11 protein-coding genes are annotated in these 14,841 nt (G+C 70.7%); 7 read left to right on the plus strand and 4 right to left on the minus strand.

Annotation, left to right across the window (positions count from 1 at the left end):
• Positions 1 to 170 precede the first annotated feature (170 nt).
• Positions 171 to 2,489: a right-handed parallel beta-helix repeat-containing protein gene (locus AB0K35_RS11020; protein ID WP_238672761.1), complete on the minus strand. Its 2,319-nt coding sequence runs from the start codon at positions 2,487 to 2,489 to the stop codon at positions 171 to 173.
• A 172-nt stretch (positions 2,490 to 2,661) separates the two neighbouring features.
• Between AB0K35_RS11020 and purB the strand changes: the two genes are divergently transcribed.
• The gene (gene purB, locus AB0K35_RS11025; protein WP_238672762.1) at positions 2,662 to 4,086 is read left to right on the plus strand and encodes an adenylosuccinate lyase; all 1,425 of its coding nucleotides are present in this window, start codon (positions 2,662 to 2,664) and stop codon (positions 4,084 to 4,086) included.
• A 127-nt stretch (positions 4,087 to 4,213) separates the two neighbouring features.
• On the opposite strand, the gene AB0K35_RS11030 is transcribed toward purB, so the two are convergent.
• Positions 4,214 to 4,777, minus strand: coding sequence for a YbjQ family protein (locus AB0K35_RS11030; RefSeq protein ID WP_363884940.1), 564 nt, complete (start codon positions 4,775 to 4,777; stop codon positions 4,214 to 4,216).
• A gap of 24 nt (positions 4,778 to 4,801) precedes the next feature.
• Positions 4,802 to 5,494, minus strand: a complete 693-nt coding sequence (locus tag AB0K35_RS11035) for a trypsin-like serine protease (protein WP_363884942.1) — start codon at positions 5,492 to 5,494, stop codon at positions 4,802 to 4,804.
• 358 nt (positions 5,495 to 5,852) lie between these two features.
• On the opposite strand from AB0K35_RS11035, the gene purS reads away from it, so the two are divergent.
• The 4 genes from purS (at position 5,853) to AB0K35_RS11055 (ending at position 10,293) form a co-directional block, all read left to right on the plus strand.
• Complete coding sequence (gene purS / locus AB0K35_RS11040) at positions 5,853 to 6,116, plus strand: phosphoribosylformylglycinamidine synthase subunit PurS (RefSeq protein ID WP_030491392.1); 264 nt, start codon at positions 5,853 to 5,855, stop codon at positions 6,114 to 6,116.
• Positions 6,113 to 6,796 carry a phosphoribosylformylglycinamidine synthase subunit PurQ gene (purQ, locus tag AB0K35_RS11045; RefSeq protein WP_091396055.1) on the plus strand — a complete coding sequence of 228 codons (684 nt, stop codon included), beginning with the start codon at positions 6,113 to 6,115 and terminating at the stop codon, positions 6,794 to 6,796. Before purS ends, purQ begins: the two co-directional genes overlap by 4 nt.
• A gap of 67 nt (positions 6,797 to 6,863) precedes the next feature.
• A complete protein-coding gene (gene purL / locus AB0K35_RS11050; RefSeq protein WP_363884944.1) occupies positions 6,864 to 9,533 on the plus strand; it encodes a phosphoribosylformylglycinamidine synthase subunit PurL in 2,670 nt (889 codons plus the stop codon).
• Between the two features lie 4 nt (positions 9,534 to 9,537).
• Positions 9,538 to 10,293: a 2-phosphosulfolactate phosphatase gene (locus AB0K35_RS11055; RefSeq protein ID WP_363885271.1), complete on the plus strand. Its 756-nt coding sequence runs from the start codon at positions 9,538 to 9,540 to the stop codon at positions 10,291 to 10,293.
• A 252-nt stretch (positions 10,294 to 10,545) separates the two neighbouring features.
• Here the strand turns inward: AB0K35_RS11055 and AB0K35_RS11060 are convergent, their stop codons facing one another.
• On the minus strand, positions 10,546 to 12,408 hold the full coding sequence (locus AB0K35_RS11060; protein ID WP_363884946.1) for a hypothetical protein: 1,863 nt from the start codon (positions 12,406 to 12,408) through the stop codon (positions 10,546 to 10,548).
• A 323-nt stretch (positions 12,409 to 12,731) separates the two neighbouring features.
• Here AB0K35_RS11060 and AB0K35_RS11065 point away from each other — a divergent pair, with 323 nt between their 5' ends.
• Both AB0K35_RS11065 and purF read left to right on the plus strand, forming a co-directional pair.
• Positions 12,732 to 13,085 carry a sterol carrier family protein gene (locus AB0K35_RS11065; protein WP_238672767.1) on the plus strand — a complete coding sequence of 118 codons (354 nt, stop codon included), beginning with the start codon at positions 12,732 to 12,734 and terminating at the stop codon, positions 13,083 to 13,085.
• Between the two features lie 168 nt (positions 13,086 to 13,253).
• Positions 13,254 to 14,792, plus strand: a complete 1,539-nt coding sequence (gene purF, locus AB0K35_RS11070; protein WP_091396045.1) for an amidophosphoribosyltransferase — start codon at positions 13,254 to 13,256, stop codon at positions 14,790 to 14,792.
• Positions 14,793 to 14,841: the final 49 nt, after the last annotated feature.

The raw sequence follows: 14,841 nt of genomic DNA on the forward strand, positions 1-14,841 counted from the left end.
GCCACCCGTCGTGAGATGCAACAAGAAGTTCGTGATCTGTTCATCGGGTGGCCCGTTGCTGGCAAGGCCGCCCGATCGCCTCCGTCACCGTCTGACAAGCCGCGCTGACTCGTACGCGACGACGCCCGCCAGACCGTGCGGCCTGGCGGGCGTCGAGGTGGTGATTCGGCTCAGCCGAGGGTGAACTTCTCCCAGGTGCTGACGACCGGGCCGTTGGCGATCAGTGGCTTGCTGCCCGCGCCGTCGGCGCTGACGTACTTGTTGTTGATGCCGGCCTTGAAGCTGACAGTGCCGTCGCTGTTGCGGACCAGGGTGAACCGCTCCCAGGTGCTGACGGCCGGGCCGTTCGCGATCAGCGGCTTGGCGCCTGCGCCGTCGGCGGACACGAAACGGCTGTTGGCGCGGGCGAAGAGAGCAACCTGGCCGTTGCCGAGGTCGGCGAAGTCGAACCGCTCCCAGCTACCGGCGGTCGCCGCGCTCGCGATCAGCGGCTTCACACCGGCACCGTCGGCTATCACGAAACGACCGTTCACGCTGGCCTTCAACGACCTGTTCGCGTCGGCGACCGGGACCTGGGCGAACTTCTCCGAGGCACCGATGGTGGACCGGCTGGCGCTCATCGAGACGGTGCCGCTGGCGTCGGCGGTGACGTACAGGTTGTTGCTCGCCTTGAGGCTGACGGTGCCGTCGCTGTTGCGGACGACTGTGAACTTCTCGGTGGTGCCGACCACCTGGCCCGCGGCGTTCAGGGACTCGTTGGCCGACTGGGTGACGTAGCGGCCGTTGGCCCGCGCGACGAGGGCCACCTGGCCGTTGCCGGCGTCTGCCAGGTCGTACTGCGCGGCGGCGGTAAGCCCGGCCTGGTTCGGCAGCAGAACCGGCGCGGACGTACCCACGTAGCGACGGTTCGACATCGCGAGCAGGCCCACGGACGCGGTCCGCCGCAACACGCTGACCTGCTCGGTGCTGCTGCCGCTCAGGCCGTCGGTTCCGATGGGGCTGACGGTGACGTTGTAGGTGCCCGGCGTGGCGTACTTGTGCGTGGCGATCGGACTGGAGTGGCGGGTGGAGATTCCGTCGCCCCAGCTGACGTCGTAATCACGGATCGGGACGAAGCCCGGCGTCGAGGCGGAGGCGTCCACCCTGACCGTGCTCGTGGCGAGGTCCACTGTGGCGTCGAAGGAGGACACCGGGTGTTTGATGGATTCGGCAGCGCCACGGTCGGCGTACGCGATCGGGCCGGCGCCGGTGTTCGCCACAGCCGGATCGTCACGGCGTGGCTTGCCCTCGGTGTCGAGATCCTGGTAGCCGGGCGCCGTCGAGTTCGCCGAGTCGACATTCTCCCGGACATCCGACGTGTACCGGTCGTGTGCGGCCTGCCCGGAGACGGTGCGGAACTGGGCGAGGCCCATCCTGGTTCCGTTCCACGAGTAGCCGGTCGCGGACGCGGACTGGTGCCAGGTGTTGTTGTAATCGATCACGGTGCCGCTCAGCGCGGCGTCGTAGACCCCGATCTCGGCTCCCTCGGGAGCCTGCGGGTCGCAGTAGCCCTGGTTGAAGGCGGCGTTGTTGCGGAGCACGCTGTTCTGCACCGAGACCTGCGACGATGCGCCGTCGACCCGGATGCCGCCCAGGCAGCGGTCCTGGATCTCGTTGTTGGCGATGGCAGTGCCCACGGCGCCGCGGTTGTGGATGCCGTATCCGATCCCGCCCTTGATCCGGTTGTTGGCGATCACCGTCCCGGCGGCGGCAGGGCCCACCGAGATGGCAGCTTCGGAGAAGCCGGCGACGTCGCCGTCGATGATCGTGTTCTGTGGCCCGTCGACTCGAATGCCCACGCCGCCATCGGCTGCGACGTGTTTCGGGTCGGTCGACACCAGTGAGTCCTCGACGAGCACCTCGCTGGTGGCCGCATCCATGGCCAGGCCGCCGGCAAGCGCCGTCCCGCTGGCGATGAGTTGTTCCAGCGCCGCCACCCGCACATTGGCGAGTCGGATGGCGGGCGCGGTCGCGACGTTCGCCATCGTGAATGTGCCGCCCGAGATCAGGATGTTCGAGGCGTTACGCAGATCGAGGGCGGGCACGTCGGTTGACCCGCTGACATTGATGTTCTCAATCTGGATGTCGTGCTGGCCGTCGATGACCAGGCCCGCGTTCGGGCCGACGAGCGTCACCGGTGTGCGGGTGTTCCAGGCGCTGAAGGCGATCCGCGCCTCTGGTACGCCGGAGCTGGTGACGGTGACGCGCTCGGCGTAGGTGCCGCCTTCGATATAAACCGCCCCGGGGGCGGTCACCACGGCGGCTGCGGCACCGATCGTGCAGAACGGCGTGTCGTCGGAGCCGGGCCCCTGGTCGGAGCAGTTCGGGTCGGCCTGCTTGACGTACAGAAGCATCACAGGGTCGTCTGCCTGGGCGGGTGCGCCGGTGGCCAGGAGGGTGCCGCTGGTCACCGCGATCGCGGTGAGGCCGGCGAGGGATCTTCTACGCATGCAAGCCCTTTGTGAAATGGGATTCGGCTTCGCCGGAGATCAGATGGAGACCATGATCCGATACCGGCTGGTAGCTGTGCCGCCCCGGGCGACAAAACGGCCATTCGGCCCCACCGGCACCCGCCCTGGCCTGCCGGCCGCACGGGCCGCCGGGTAGGAGAGAATGAGGCACGTGACGACGATCCCCAACGTGCTGGCCAACCGGTACGCCTCGCCCGAACTGGTCGCCCTCTGGTCCCCGGAGGAGAAGGTCCGGATGGAGCGGCGGCTCTGGCTCGCCGTTCTCCGCGCTCAGCGCGACCTGGGCGTGCCGGTGCCGGACGGCGTGGTCGAGGCGTACGAGCGGGTGCTCGACCAGGTCGACCTCGCCTCGATCGCCGAGCGGGAGCGGGTCACCCGGCACGACGTGAAGGCCCGGATCGAGGAGTTCAGCGCGCTCGCCGGGCACGAGCACGTGCATAAGGGGATGACCTCCCGGGACCTGACCGAGAACGTCGAGCAGCTCCAGGTGCGCGCCTCGCTGGAGCTGATCCGCGACCGGGTGGTGGCCACCCTGGCCCGGTTGGCCTGGCTGGCCCACGAGCACTCCGAGCTGGTCATGACCGGCCGTTCACACAACGTGGCGGCGCAGGCCACCACGCTGGGCAAGCGCTTCGCGTCAGCGGCGGAGGAGCTGCTGATCGCGTACGAGCGGCTGGAGGAGCTGATCGCCCGCTACCCGCTGCGGGGGATCAAGGGACCGGTCGGCACGGCCGCCGACCAGCTCGACCTCTTCGACGGCGACGCCGACAAGGTGGCCGAGTTGGAGCGACGGGTCGCCGAGCACCTGGGCTTCTCCCGGGTGCTGGACAGCGTCGGGCAGGTCTACCCGCGCTCGCTCGACTTCGACGTGCTGGCCGCGCTGGCCCAGACCGCCGCCGCGCCGTCGTCGCTGGCCACCACGATCCGGTTGATGGTCGGTCAGGAGTTGGCGACCGAGGGCTTCAAGCCGGGCCAGGTGGGTTCCAGCGCGATGCCGCACAAGATGAACACCCGTTCCTCGGAGCGGGTCAACGGCTTCGCCGTGATCATCCGGGGTTACCTGTCGATGGTTGGCGAGTTGGCCGGTGACCAGTGGAACGAGGGGGACGTGTCCTGCTCGGTGGTCCGCCGGGTGGCACTGCCGGACGCGTTCTTCGCCGCCGACGGGCTGTTCCAGACGTTCCTCACAGTGCTCGACGAGTTCGGCGCGTACCCGGCAGTGATCAACCGGGAGCTGGAGCGCTTCCTGCCGTTCCTGGCCACCACGAAGATCCTGGTCGCGGCGGTCCGGCGGGGCGTCGGCCGGGAGGTCGCCCACGAGGTGATCAAGGAGCACGCGGTGGCTGTGGCCCTGGCGATGCGCGAGAAGGGCTCACCGGAGAACGACCTCTTCGACCGCCTGGCGGCGGACGGCCGACTCGGCCTGTCCCGCGCCGACATCGACACCCTGGTCGCCGACCGCAACGCCTTCGTGGGCGCCGCCCAAGCTCAGGTGGCAGCGGTGACCCGCCGCATCACGGCAGTGGTGGAAGCCCACCCCTACGCCGCCACCTACAGCCCACCCCCCATCCTCTAACCCCCCGTTCCCGCCCCCCACCCCCCACCCCTCCGCGTTGATCATGACGTTATTGCCACGACACGCCGGCGCGTAGGGCAATAACTTCATGATCAACGGGGTGAGAGGGGCCGGGGCAGGGGCCGGGCTATTCGCCGGTTGGGGTTTCGGCGGCGGTTCTCAGGTTGGGGGCGCTGGCGGGTTCGGCGATGCCGCCGAGCGACTCGGCGAAGCCTGCGGGTTCCGCGGTTCCCGCTGCGACAGCCGGCTGGTCGGCTGGCATGACCTCGGGCATCTTGGGTACGGCGACCACTGCCGTCCCGTACGCGCAGATCTCCATCCACATCTCGCCACAGTCCCGGCTGTCGAACCGCATGCCGATCACCGCGTTCGCGCCGAGCCGCAGGGCCTCCTCGCCGAGGCGGGCCACCGAGTCGGTGCGCCAGCGGGTCAGGTTGTCCGGGGCCATCGGGTCGTACGCGCCACCGCGCAGGTTCTTCACACCCTCGCGGTACGGGTTGCGCGTCCTGGCCATCGATGACACCACCTCACCGAGAATCTGGCGGATCTCGTAGCCGGGCAGTTGCTCTGTCGTCACGACCAGCACGTTTCCGATGCTGTCAGGAGTGGCGCAACCCGATCGTGTGCATTGTTCACCTGATCGGATGCTGCAAAACGACGCGGCGCGGACGGCCGGCACGTGGCCGACCATCCGCGCCGAGCGGGGCGCTAACCGTCAGACACCGGCCACCGAGGTGATCCAGGCCCGGTTGTACGCAACGCTGCCGTAGTTCTGGATGCTCGACCCGTCGGCGGTGGAGGCGACGCCGACCTGCTGACCGTTGTAGAACTGCGGGCCGCCGGAGTCACCGCGCCAGGCGTTGCCGTTGATCCGGCTGCTGCGGATCGCCTGGCCGCCGTACGCGTCGGTGGCGCTGTTGCTGGTCACCCGGACGGTGGCGGTCTTCAGTTGGGTGGACGCCGAGCAGCCGCTGTAGCAGGTCATGCCCCAGCCGTAGATCGAGTTCGTCGAGTTGATCGGCGGGTTGCTGCTGGCCAGGCTCACCGCGGAGGTGCTGACGGTGCTGGAGAGCCGCATGAGCGCGAGGTCGTTGCGGGTGTAGGTGGCGCTGACCGTGCGGGTCACCCCGCCGGAGGTGCGGTTCACGCTTCCGACGCGCACCGACATGGTGCCGCTGATGCAGTGCCGGGCGGTGAGCACCCACTGCGCGGCGATGACGCTGCCGGAGCAGGTGAACGAGCCGTTGCTGAGCACCGCGGCGGTCCAGGGCGCGGACGAGACGGTGCCGCCGCCGATGATGGGTTGCGGTCCGGCGGGGGCGGCGGGGGCGGCGGACGCGGCGGACGTGACGCCGAGGGCGCCGACCAGCGCGGTGCTGAGGACGGCGAGCAGGGGGCGGATGCGCATCGGGTGGACTCCTTGGACGGGGCGGGCCCGGGGTCGCCGGGTGCGGATGGGGCCGGGCGGCGGGGGTTCCCGAAGCCGGCAGTATCGACCTACGTCGATGTAGAGTAGGGCGCGACGCGATCGTTATCAAGGAGGTCATCGAGGTTGCCCAATGTAACGATTCGGCCACCCGCTGCGCCGTATATGTCCTGCTAGGGCCACCTGTCGCGCCTGACAGGTCCGACTGAGCGTCAGTAATGTCGATCACTGCCTGAACTGCACCCGGCCGGTGCGTCCGCGGCGATATCTGCCAGGTACGCTGGCTGCGCTCGCCCATTGTGGGTCGGCACCCAACTGCGTACACAGTCAGGAGTGCCCAGTGCCTCGCGTCGTCGTCGACGTCATGCTCAAGCCCGAGATCCTTGATCCGCAGGGCCAGGCCGTCGCAAACGCGCTGCCCCGGCTCGGCGTCGGTGACGTCGCCTCGGTTCGGATCGGCAGGCGGATCGAGATCGAGTTCACCGGTGAACCGGACCTGGACCGCGCTCGGGAGATTGCCGACAAACTGCTCGCCAACCCGGTCATCGAGGACTTCACCGTCCGCCTGGTCGAGGCCGACGAGACCGCGGACGCCCGCTCGTGACCGCCCGGGTCGGTGTTGTCACCTTCCCCGGCTCGCTCGACGACGGGGATGCGGCCCGGGCCGTCCGGATCGCCGGCGCTGAGCCGGTCCGGCTCTGGCACGGCGACCCGGAGCTGCACGGTGTCGACGCGGTCGTCCTGCCCGGCGGCTTCTCCTACGGTGACTACCTGCGGTGCGGTGCCATCGCCCGGTTCGCCCCGGTGATGGAGACGATCGTGGACGCCGCCCGGGGTGGTCTGCCGGTGCTCGGCATCTGCAACGGCTTCCAGATCCTCTGCGAGGCGCACCTGCTGCCCGGCGCGCTCACCCGCAACCAGCACCTGCACTTCCGCAACCGGGACCAGGTCCTGCGCATCGAGTCGGCCGGGACGGCGTGGACCAACGCGTTCCAGCCCGGCCAGGAGGTGCTCATCCCGGTCAAGAACGGCGAGGGCTGCTACGTCGCGGACACCGCGACGCTGGACCAGCTCGAAGCCGAAGGTCGGGTGGTCGCGCGCTACGTCGGCGGCAACCCCAACGGGTCCCAGCGCGACATCGCCGCGATCACCAACGCCGCCGGCAACGTGGTCGGCATCATGCCGCACCCCGAGCACGCGGTGGAGGCGCTCACCGGCCCTTCGCTGGACGGCCTCGGCTTCTTCACGTCGGTCCTCAAGCACCTGGTGGGGGCGCCGGCATGACCGGCGGCACGATCATCGGTCAGCTCAACCGCCGGCCTGGCGGGCACGAGCGCAGCGAGGAGAGGTCATGACCACCCATCCGGACCCGGTACGGGACACACCGGAGGCGTACTCCGCCCCGGCGCAGCCGGCCGAGCCGAGCGCGGCGCAGCCGGTCGCACCGGCAACCGCTCCCGCCCAGCCGGCCGCCGCCGTCTGGACCGAGGGTGTGGACACGGTGCCGCGCGCCGGTGGCACCCCGGGCGAGCTTCAGCCGTACACCGAGCTGGGCCTGCGCGACGACGAGTACGACAGGATCCGGCAGATCCTCGGCCGCCGGCCCACGCAGTCCGAGCTGGCCATGTATTCGATCATGTGGAGCGAGCACTGCTCCTACAAGTCGAGCAAGGTGCACCTGCGCCAGTTCGGCGAGAAGGCCCCGCACAGCGACCGGCTGCTTGCCGGCATCGGTGAGAACGCCGGTGTCGTGCAGGTCTCCGACGAGCTGGCGGTGACCTTCAAGGTCGAGTCGCACAACCACCCGAGCTTCGTCGAGCCGTACCAGGGCGCGGCGACCGGCGTCGGCGGCATCGTCCGGGACATCCTCGCCATGGGTGCCCGCCCGGTCGCGGTGATGGACCCGCTGCGCTTCGGTGCTGCGGACCACCCGGACACCGCCCGGGTGCTCACCGGCGTGGTCGCCGGCGTGGGCGGCTACGGCAACTGCCTCGGCCTGCCCAACATCGGTGGAGAGTTGGTCTTCGACCCCTCCTACCAGGGCAACCCGCTGCTCAACGCGCTCTGCCTGGGCGTGCTGCCGGTCAACCGGTTGCAGAACAAGGCCGCCGCCGGCCCGGGCAACGTTGTCGTCCTGATGGGCGCCAAGACCGGCCGGGACGGCATCGGTGGCGTGTCGGTGTTGGCCAGCGCCACCTTCGACGAGGGCAGCGAGGCGCGCCGACCCGCCGTGCAGGTCGGCGACCCGTTCACCGAGAAGCTGCTGATCGAGGCGTGCCTGGAGCTGTACGACGGCCAACTGGTGGTCGGCATCCAGGACCTCGGTGGTGCCGGTCTGACCTGCGCGCTCACCGAGACCGCCGCCGCTGCCAGCACCGGCATGCGGGTCTGGCTGGAGCGGGTGCCACTGCGGGAGCCCTCGATGGACCCGCACGAGATCCTGGCCAGCGAGTCGCAGGAACGGATGCTGCTGGTCGTCGAGCCGGACAAGCTCGACGCGGTGCTCAAGACCTGTGAGAAGTGGGGCGTCCTCGCCACCGCGATCGGTGAGGTCACCGCACCGGAGCCGGACGGCAGCCCGGGTCGACTGCTGATCACCTGGCAGGACCACCTGGTCGTCGACGTGCCACCGGGGTCGCTCGTCGACGACGGTCCGGTCTACGCCCGGCCGATGCGTGAGCCGGCCGACCTGATCCTGCTCCAGGCCGACCGGGCCGAGACGCTGCCCCGCCCGGCCGACCCGGAGGCGCTGCGGGAGACCGTGCTGCGCATGATCGCGTCGCCCAACCTGGCCGACAAGACCTGGGTCACCGAGCAGTACGACCGCTACGTGCTGGGCAACACGGTGCTCGCCCAGCCGGAGGACGGCGGTGTGATCCGGATCGACGAGCGGACCGGTCTCGGTGTGGCGCTGTCGGTGGACGGCAACGGCCGGTACGCCAGGCTCGACCCGTACAACGGCACCAAGCTGGCCCTGGCCGAGGCGTACCGGAACGTCGCGGTGACCGGCGCGAAGCCGATCGCCGTGACCAACTGCCTCAACTTCGGCTCGCCGGAGGACCCGGGCGTGATGTGGCAGTTCGCCGAGGCCGTGCGTGGCCTGGCGGACGGCTGCCTGGAGCTGGGCATCCCGGTGACCGGCGGCAACGTCAGCTTCTACAACCAGACCGGTGCCGCGGCGATCCACCCGACCCCGGTGGTCGGTGTGCTGGGCGTGCTGGACAACGTCGCCGACCGGGTGCCGATGGGCTTCGTGCCGCGCGCCGGTGGCGACCACGACCAGCTCTACCTGCTCGGCGAGACGAACGTTGAGCTGTCCGGCTCGGAGTGGGCCTGGGTGACGCACGAGCACCTCGGTGGCATTCCGCCGCAGGTCGACCTTCTCCGGGAGAAGGCACTCGCCGAACTGCTGGCCGAGGCGGCCCGCGTCGGTCACCTCAGCTCGGCACACGACCTCTCCGACGGCGGCCTCGCCCAGAGCCTGGTCGAGGCCTGCCTGCGTCGCGGCGTCGGTGCGCGGGTCGCCGTGCCGGAGCAGTTCACCGAGGGCTCAATGCCGTTCGTCTACCTGTTCAGCGAGTCCGCCACCCGGGCGCTGGTCTCGGTGCCGCGCGGTCACGACAAGGCGTTCGCGGCGCTCTGCGCCGAGCGGGGCGTGCCATTCGAGCTGATCGGCGTCACCGACCCGTCCGGTGGGGCGCTCGAGGTGCACGGCCAGTTCCGGATCGGCCTGGACGAGCTGCGCACCGCGCACACCGAGACGTTGCCGCGCCTCTTCGGAGGCTCGGCGGCCGTCGAGGTGCCCGCGCCGGCTGCCGGTGTGGCGGGTGCGGTCGAGGCCGTTCCGCTGCCGGTCGCGCAGGCTGAGCCGGTCGACGCGGCGGCGGTGGTCTCCGAGCCGATCGCTTCTTCGGGCCCTTCCCCGGAGACCGGCGCTGTCGAGCCGATCGGGTCGGAGCAGCCCGGCGAGGCGTCCGAGTCTGACTCCGGTGTCACCGAGCCTTCGCCCGACGAGCGCTGAGGCGTTGACGGCCGCCGTCTACGGCCAACCCGGATCGGGTGCCCGGTTCGACTGGGGGCTGACCGGGGCGGCCGAGCTCGGCCGGGTCTGCGCGGTGCTGGTGGTGGTGGACGTTCTCTCGTTCACCACCGCCGTGGAGGTGGCTGTCGCCCGGGGCATGCGGGTGCACCCGTTCCCCTGGGGTGAGCAGGCCGCCGAGTACGCCGTCCGGGTCGGTGCGACAGCTGCGGTCGGGCGGCGGCAGACGACAGCTGAACATCCGTGGTCGCTGTCGCCCGCCGCGCTGAGCAACGCACCAGTGGTGGCGGACCTCGTGCTGCCCTCCCCGAACGGCTCAGCCATCAGCGCCGCCGCCAGCGCCACCGGTCTGCCGGTGGTCGCGGCGTGCCTGCGCAACGCACGCGCCGTCGGGCGTTGGCTGCGCCGCCAGGGGTACGGCACGCTGGACGCCCCGATCGGCGTGATCGCCTCGGGGGAGCGGTGGCCGGACGGGTCACTGCGCCCGTCGGTGGAGGACCAACTCGGCGCCGCCTCGGTGCTGGACGCCCTCTCCGGTGTGCCGGGTGGGCTGTCGGTGGAGGCGGCCATGGCGCTCGCCGCGCTGGCCAGCACCCCGGATCTGCCCGCCGCGGTGCGCGGCAGCGTCTCCGGACGGGAGTTGACCGAGAGCGGCTTCGCCGCAGACGTGGACGTCGCCGTCCGGATCGGCGTGTCGGACGTTGTGCCGGTGCTCCACCAGGGCATCTTCTCCGCCGCCTGACCGAGGGGCCCCGTCGCCCGTCCACACCAGCTACGCCTGCCGCCCGCCCTTGCCTGCTGCCGGCCATGATTCACTCGCGTTTCAGGAAATCGGGGTGTCCGGGTCCGTGGGATACCCCGACTCCCTGAAACGCGAGTCGATCTTGCCGCAGGTTGGACGCTGAGCAGGGGCGCTCCCAGGACGGCGTCTGTCCTGCCACGACGAAACGGCCACCCGAATCTCCGGGTGGCCGTTTCCTGTGCTGTGGTGGGGTCAGTCGTCCAACCAGTCGAGGCGGCGACCGCCGCGCTCCGTCGGTGGCGGCGGCGGTGGGGTGTCCGGTCGGTTCCGCCCGGCGGGCTGGCCGTAGCCGCCCTGGTCGTAGGCCCGGTCGTCGTAGCCGCCGCGCTGCTGCGGAGGCTCCTGGCCGTAGTTGCCGCCCTGGTCGTAGCCGCCGGCGGGCTGGCCGTAGCCGCCCTGGTCGTAGCCCCGGTCGTCGTAGCCGCCGCGCTGCTGCGGAGGCTCCTGGCCGTAGTTGCCGCCCTGGTCGTAGCCGCCGGCCGGTTGACCATAGCCGCCCTGGTCGTACCCGCCAGCCTCCGGAGCGCCGTACCCGGCGGTCGGCTCGGCGGCGCGGCCGCCGTACGGGGCGGCATCGGGCTGGCCGTACCCCTGCCCCTGCTCCGGCTGGTAGACGCCTGTGGCATACGGGTCGGCCGGGGCCGGGTACTGGGTGCTGTCGCCGGTGTACCGGCCGGTGGGCTCGTCGAACCGCTCGCCGTAGGCCGCTCCGCCAGCGGGAGCCGGCGGGTAGGCGGCGGTGCCGCCCGGGGCGTCGTAATCACGACCGCCGTAGCCGCCACCGGAGGCCGGAGCGTTGCCGTAGCCACCAGCGGGCGCTGGTGCGCCGCCGTAGCCGGCACCGGAACCAGGCGCGGCACCGTAGCCGTCACCGGCCGCGCCGTACCCGCCCTCAGGGCCGGCCGGAGCGCCGTAGCCGCCACCGGAAGCGGGGGCGTTGCCGTAACCGCCGGCACCGTATCCACCCGGCGCTGGCTCCTCGCCGTAGCCGGCGCCGCCCCAGCCCTGCTGACCTGCGCCGCCGTACGCCTGGGCAGGCGCGCCGTACGGGTCCGGCGGAACGTCGTCGACCACCGGTCGGTGCATCATCGTCGGGGCCTCGCTCAGCGCCGCGCCGCCGACCATCGTCGGGTCCGCTCCACCGCCGGGACGACCGCCGACCACCCGGGTCTGGTCGTCGGGACCGCGGAACCCGCCGCGCGAGGGCGGCACCACTCCGCCGCCACCGGCACCTGCCGGAGCGTCGTCGTCGTCGCCGTTCTCCCTGCGCTTCATCCAGAGCAGCACGATCGTGCCGACTCCGGCGGCGACCAGGAGACCACCGAGCAGGATGATGATGTACGAGCTCATGCCGCCGCCGTCGTCGGTGTTCGCGGCGTTCGCCGGAGCGCCCTGGCTGGCCTCCTCGGTGGGCTCCTCCTCGGTGCCCTCCTCGGTCGCCTCCTCGGTCGCGGTGGCCTCGGGAGTGGGGGACGGGGTGGCGCTGGGGGTCGCCTCGGCCTTGATCGCGAGGCTGAGCCGCTGCCCGGTGATCGCCTGTCCTGCGCTGGCGTTCAAGGACTTGAACGCCTTGATGTTGTCGAACGACGCTCCCAGGTCGATCCGGCCGGGTGCGATCGGCTTCTCGGTGGTGCCGGTGAAGCGGAAGTCGCCGCTGCCGTTGCTGGTGGCGTCGTAGCGGTGACCGGCGGTGTCCTGGAGAACCACGAAAGCATTCGGTACGGCCTTGCCGTCCGACTGCCCGACCACCTTGCCGGAGACCGACCGCACGGTCTGGTTCTGCGGCGGCGGCGGAGCGGCCTTGCCCTTCACCGTCAGCGAGACGGTGGCGGTGTCCGGGCCCGACTCGGCCTCGACGGCCACCGTGATGGTCGCGGTCGCGTCGCCGGCGTTGTCGTTCGCCGCGATCCTGACCAGCGCCGACCCTGTCGGGTTGCCCAGGCCGCCACCGGAGAGTTTGACATCGCCGCAACCACTGGCGCAGCTGACGCCGGACGGCAGGCCGGCGAGGCTGACCTTCGCCGACTCGTCGTTGTTACCCCCAGTGACGCGCACGGTGATTGTGGCGTCGCTGCCGGCGTTTACTGTGACCGAGCCGGGGGAAACGCTGACATCTGCGGCCATAGCTGGTGTGGCGGGGACGGCGAGCAGAGCGCCGGCAACCAGCGCTACGACCACACCGGCCCGCTGCTTCCAGGCACGTCGGTGTGTTGACACGTCCACCGCCTTCCGGGCTGACTTCCCTCTGACCGGCGGGGCGCCGGGCCGGGGATCATCACGGTACGAATACGCCGTCGGCAACTATGCCTTGTCCGACTGCATGAGCGCGACCCAGGGCCAGCGTCGCGTGTCTGGCCTGGGGGTCGTATCGTCCCGTCGTGTCCTCTCCGCACAGTAAGTCCGCTGCCGTTGCGGCCGCGTTGTCGGCGCTCGACGAGGGGCGTACACCCGAACGGCCGGTGTTCCGAGAGGCGGTCCGGTCGTTGTTGGCCGTCCTCGCGGAGCGCGCCCCCGGCCGATCGGTGGAGGTGCGCGTTCCACCATACGGGGCTATCCAGTGCGTACCGGGGCCTCGACACACCAGGGGAAATCCACCAAACGTGGTCGAGATGGCCCCGAACACCTGGTTGGAGCTGGCAACCGGCAGGGTTGCCTGGGCGGAGGCGGTCACCGACGGTCGCGTCCAGATGAGTGGCAACCGCGCGGACCTCTCGGCGTATCTGCCCCTCTAGTCGTCCCGTTGTCCCACTCGCCGTGACGCTGAGCAGGGTAATCGTGACTTTCTGTATTGACGCCGATTCGCGTACACTGTCAGGCGATGACAGTGGTCCCGGCAGAGGAGAGTGGATCCGCCCGTGATCCCCGCCCGGCCGGTCCAGACCAGCATGAGGGAGCGGTAGGTGCCCCGAGGCGACGGCCGGCTGAGCCACGACCTTGACCCCCAACGACCTGGCCCCCAGGATGCCTGCGGCGTCTTCGGCGTCTGGGCCCCCGGCGAAGAGGTTGCCAATCTGACCTACTTCGGTCTCTACGCCCTGCAGCACCGCGGCCAGGAGGCGGCGGGCATCGCGGTGAGCGATGGCTCCGGCGTGGTGGTCTACAAGGACCTCGGCCTGGTGGCGCAGGTCTTCGACGAGCCCACCCTGGCGAGCCTGCGCGGTCACCTGGCGATCGGGCACGCCCGATACTCCACCACCGGCGCGTCCAACTGGGAGAACGCCCAGCCGACGATCCGGTCGACCACCTCCGGCACGACCATCGCGTTGGCCCACAACGGCAACCTGGTCAACACTGCCGAGCTGGAGAAGGAGGTCGCCGAGCGCGGCCTCATCGCGGACGGTTCGACAAACGACACCTCCCTGGTGACGATGCTGCTGGCCAGCCGACCGGATCTGTCGGTCGAGGCCGCCGCGCTGGAGGTGCTGCCGCAGCTGCGCGGCGCGTTCAGCTTCGTCTTCATGGACGAGTCGACGCTGTACGCGGCCCGCGATCCGCACGGTGTCCGCCCGCTGGTGCTCGGCCGCCTGGAGCGCGGCTGGGTGGTGGCCAGCGAGACGGCGGCCCTGGACATCGTCGGCGCCAGCGTGGTGCGCGAGGTTGAGCCGGGCGAGCTGATCGCCATCGACGAGAACGGGCTGCGCTCCACCCGGTTCGCCGCGCCGGAGCCGAAGGGCTGCCTTTTCGAGTACGTCTACATCGCCCGCCCGGATGCCACCATCGCCGGGCGCAACGTCCACTCGGCGCGGGTGCAGATCGGCAGGCAGTTGGCCAAGGAGCACCCGGTCGAGGCCGACCTGGTGATCCCGGTGCCCGAGTCGGGCACGCCAGCCGCCATCGGGTACGCGGAGGCGTCCGGCATCACGTACGGCGCCGGCCTGATGAAGAACCCGTACGTGGGTCGCACCTTCATCCAGCCGTCGCAGACCCTGCGTCAGCTCGGCATCCGGCTCAAGCTCAACCCGCTGCGGGAGAACGTCCGCGGCAAGCGGTTGGTGGTGGTCGACGATTCGATCGTGCGCGGCAACACCCAGCGCGCCATCGTGCGGATGCTGCGCGAGGCGGGGGCGCTGGAGGTGCACGTCCGGATCTCCTCCCCACCGGTCAGCTGGCCGTGCTTCTACGGCATCGACTTCGCCACCCGGGCGGAGCTGCTGGCCAACGGGTTGGACAACGACGGCATCCGGCGCTCCATCGGCGCCGACACGCTGGGCTTCGTTTCCCTTCCCGGCCTGATCGCCGCGACCGAGCAGCCGAAGACCAGGTTGTGTCGGGCGTGTTTCGATGGGGAGTACCCGATCGAGTTGCCAGCTGGCAACCTGATCGGCAAGCACGTGCTCGAAGGGGTGGGTCGACGCGTCGCCAACTCGGCGCCGGAGGCCCCGCACACCAACGGCTCGTCCGTCGCCACTCCGGGTGGCGTTACCGCAAACCGCCCGTAGCACCAACCGGCGCGGCCCGGCTACCGCCGGCGGCACCGAGAACCAAAGG

Origin of the sequence: Micromonospora sp. NPDC053740 (assembly GCF_040677775.1) — a bacterium.
Classification (GTDB): domain Bacteria; phylum Actinomycetota; class Actinomycetes; order Mycobacteriales; family Micromonosporaceae; genus Micromonospora; species Micromonospora alfalfae.

Excerpts from the sequence above, each read along its gene's own strand:
- AB0K35_RS11020 (WP_238672761.1), bottom strand. The coding sequence starts at position 2,489 with ATGCGTAGAAGATCCCTCGCCGGCCTCACCGCGATCGCGGTGACCAGC.
- AB0K35_RS11030 (WP_363884940.1), bottom strand. The coding sequence starts at position 4,777 with ATGGTCGGCCACGTGCCGGCCGTCCGCGCCGCGTCGTTTTGCAGCATC.
- AB0K35_RS11035 (WP_363884942.1), bottom strand. The coding sequence starts at position 5,494 with ATGCGCATCCGCCCCCTGCTCGCCGTCCTCAGCACCGCGCTGGTCGGC.
- purL (WP_363884944.1), top strand. The coding sequence starts at position 6,864 with ATGACCACCCATCCGGACCCGGTACGGGACACACCGGAGGCGTACTCC.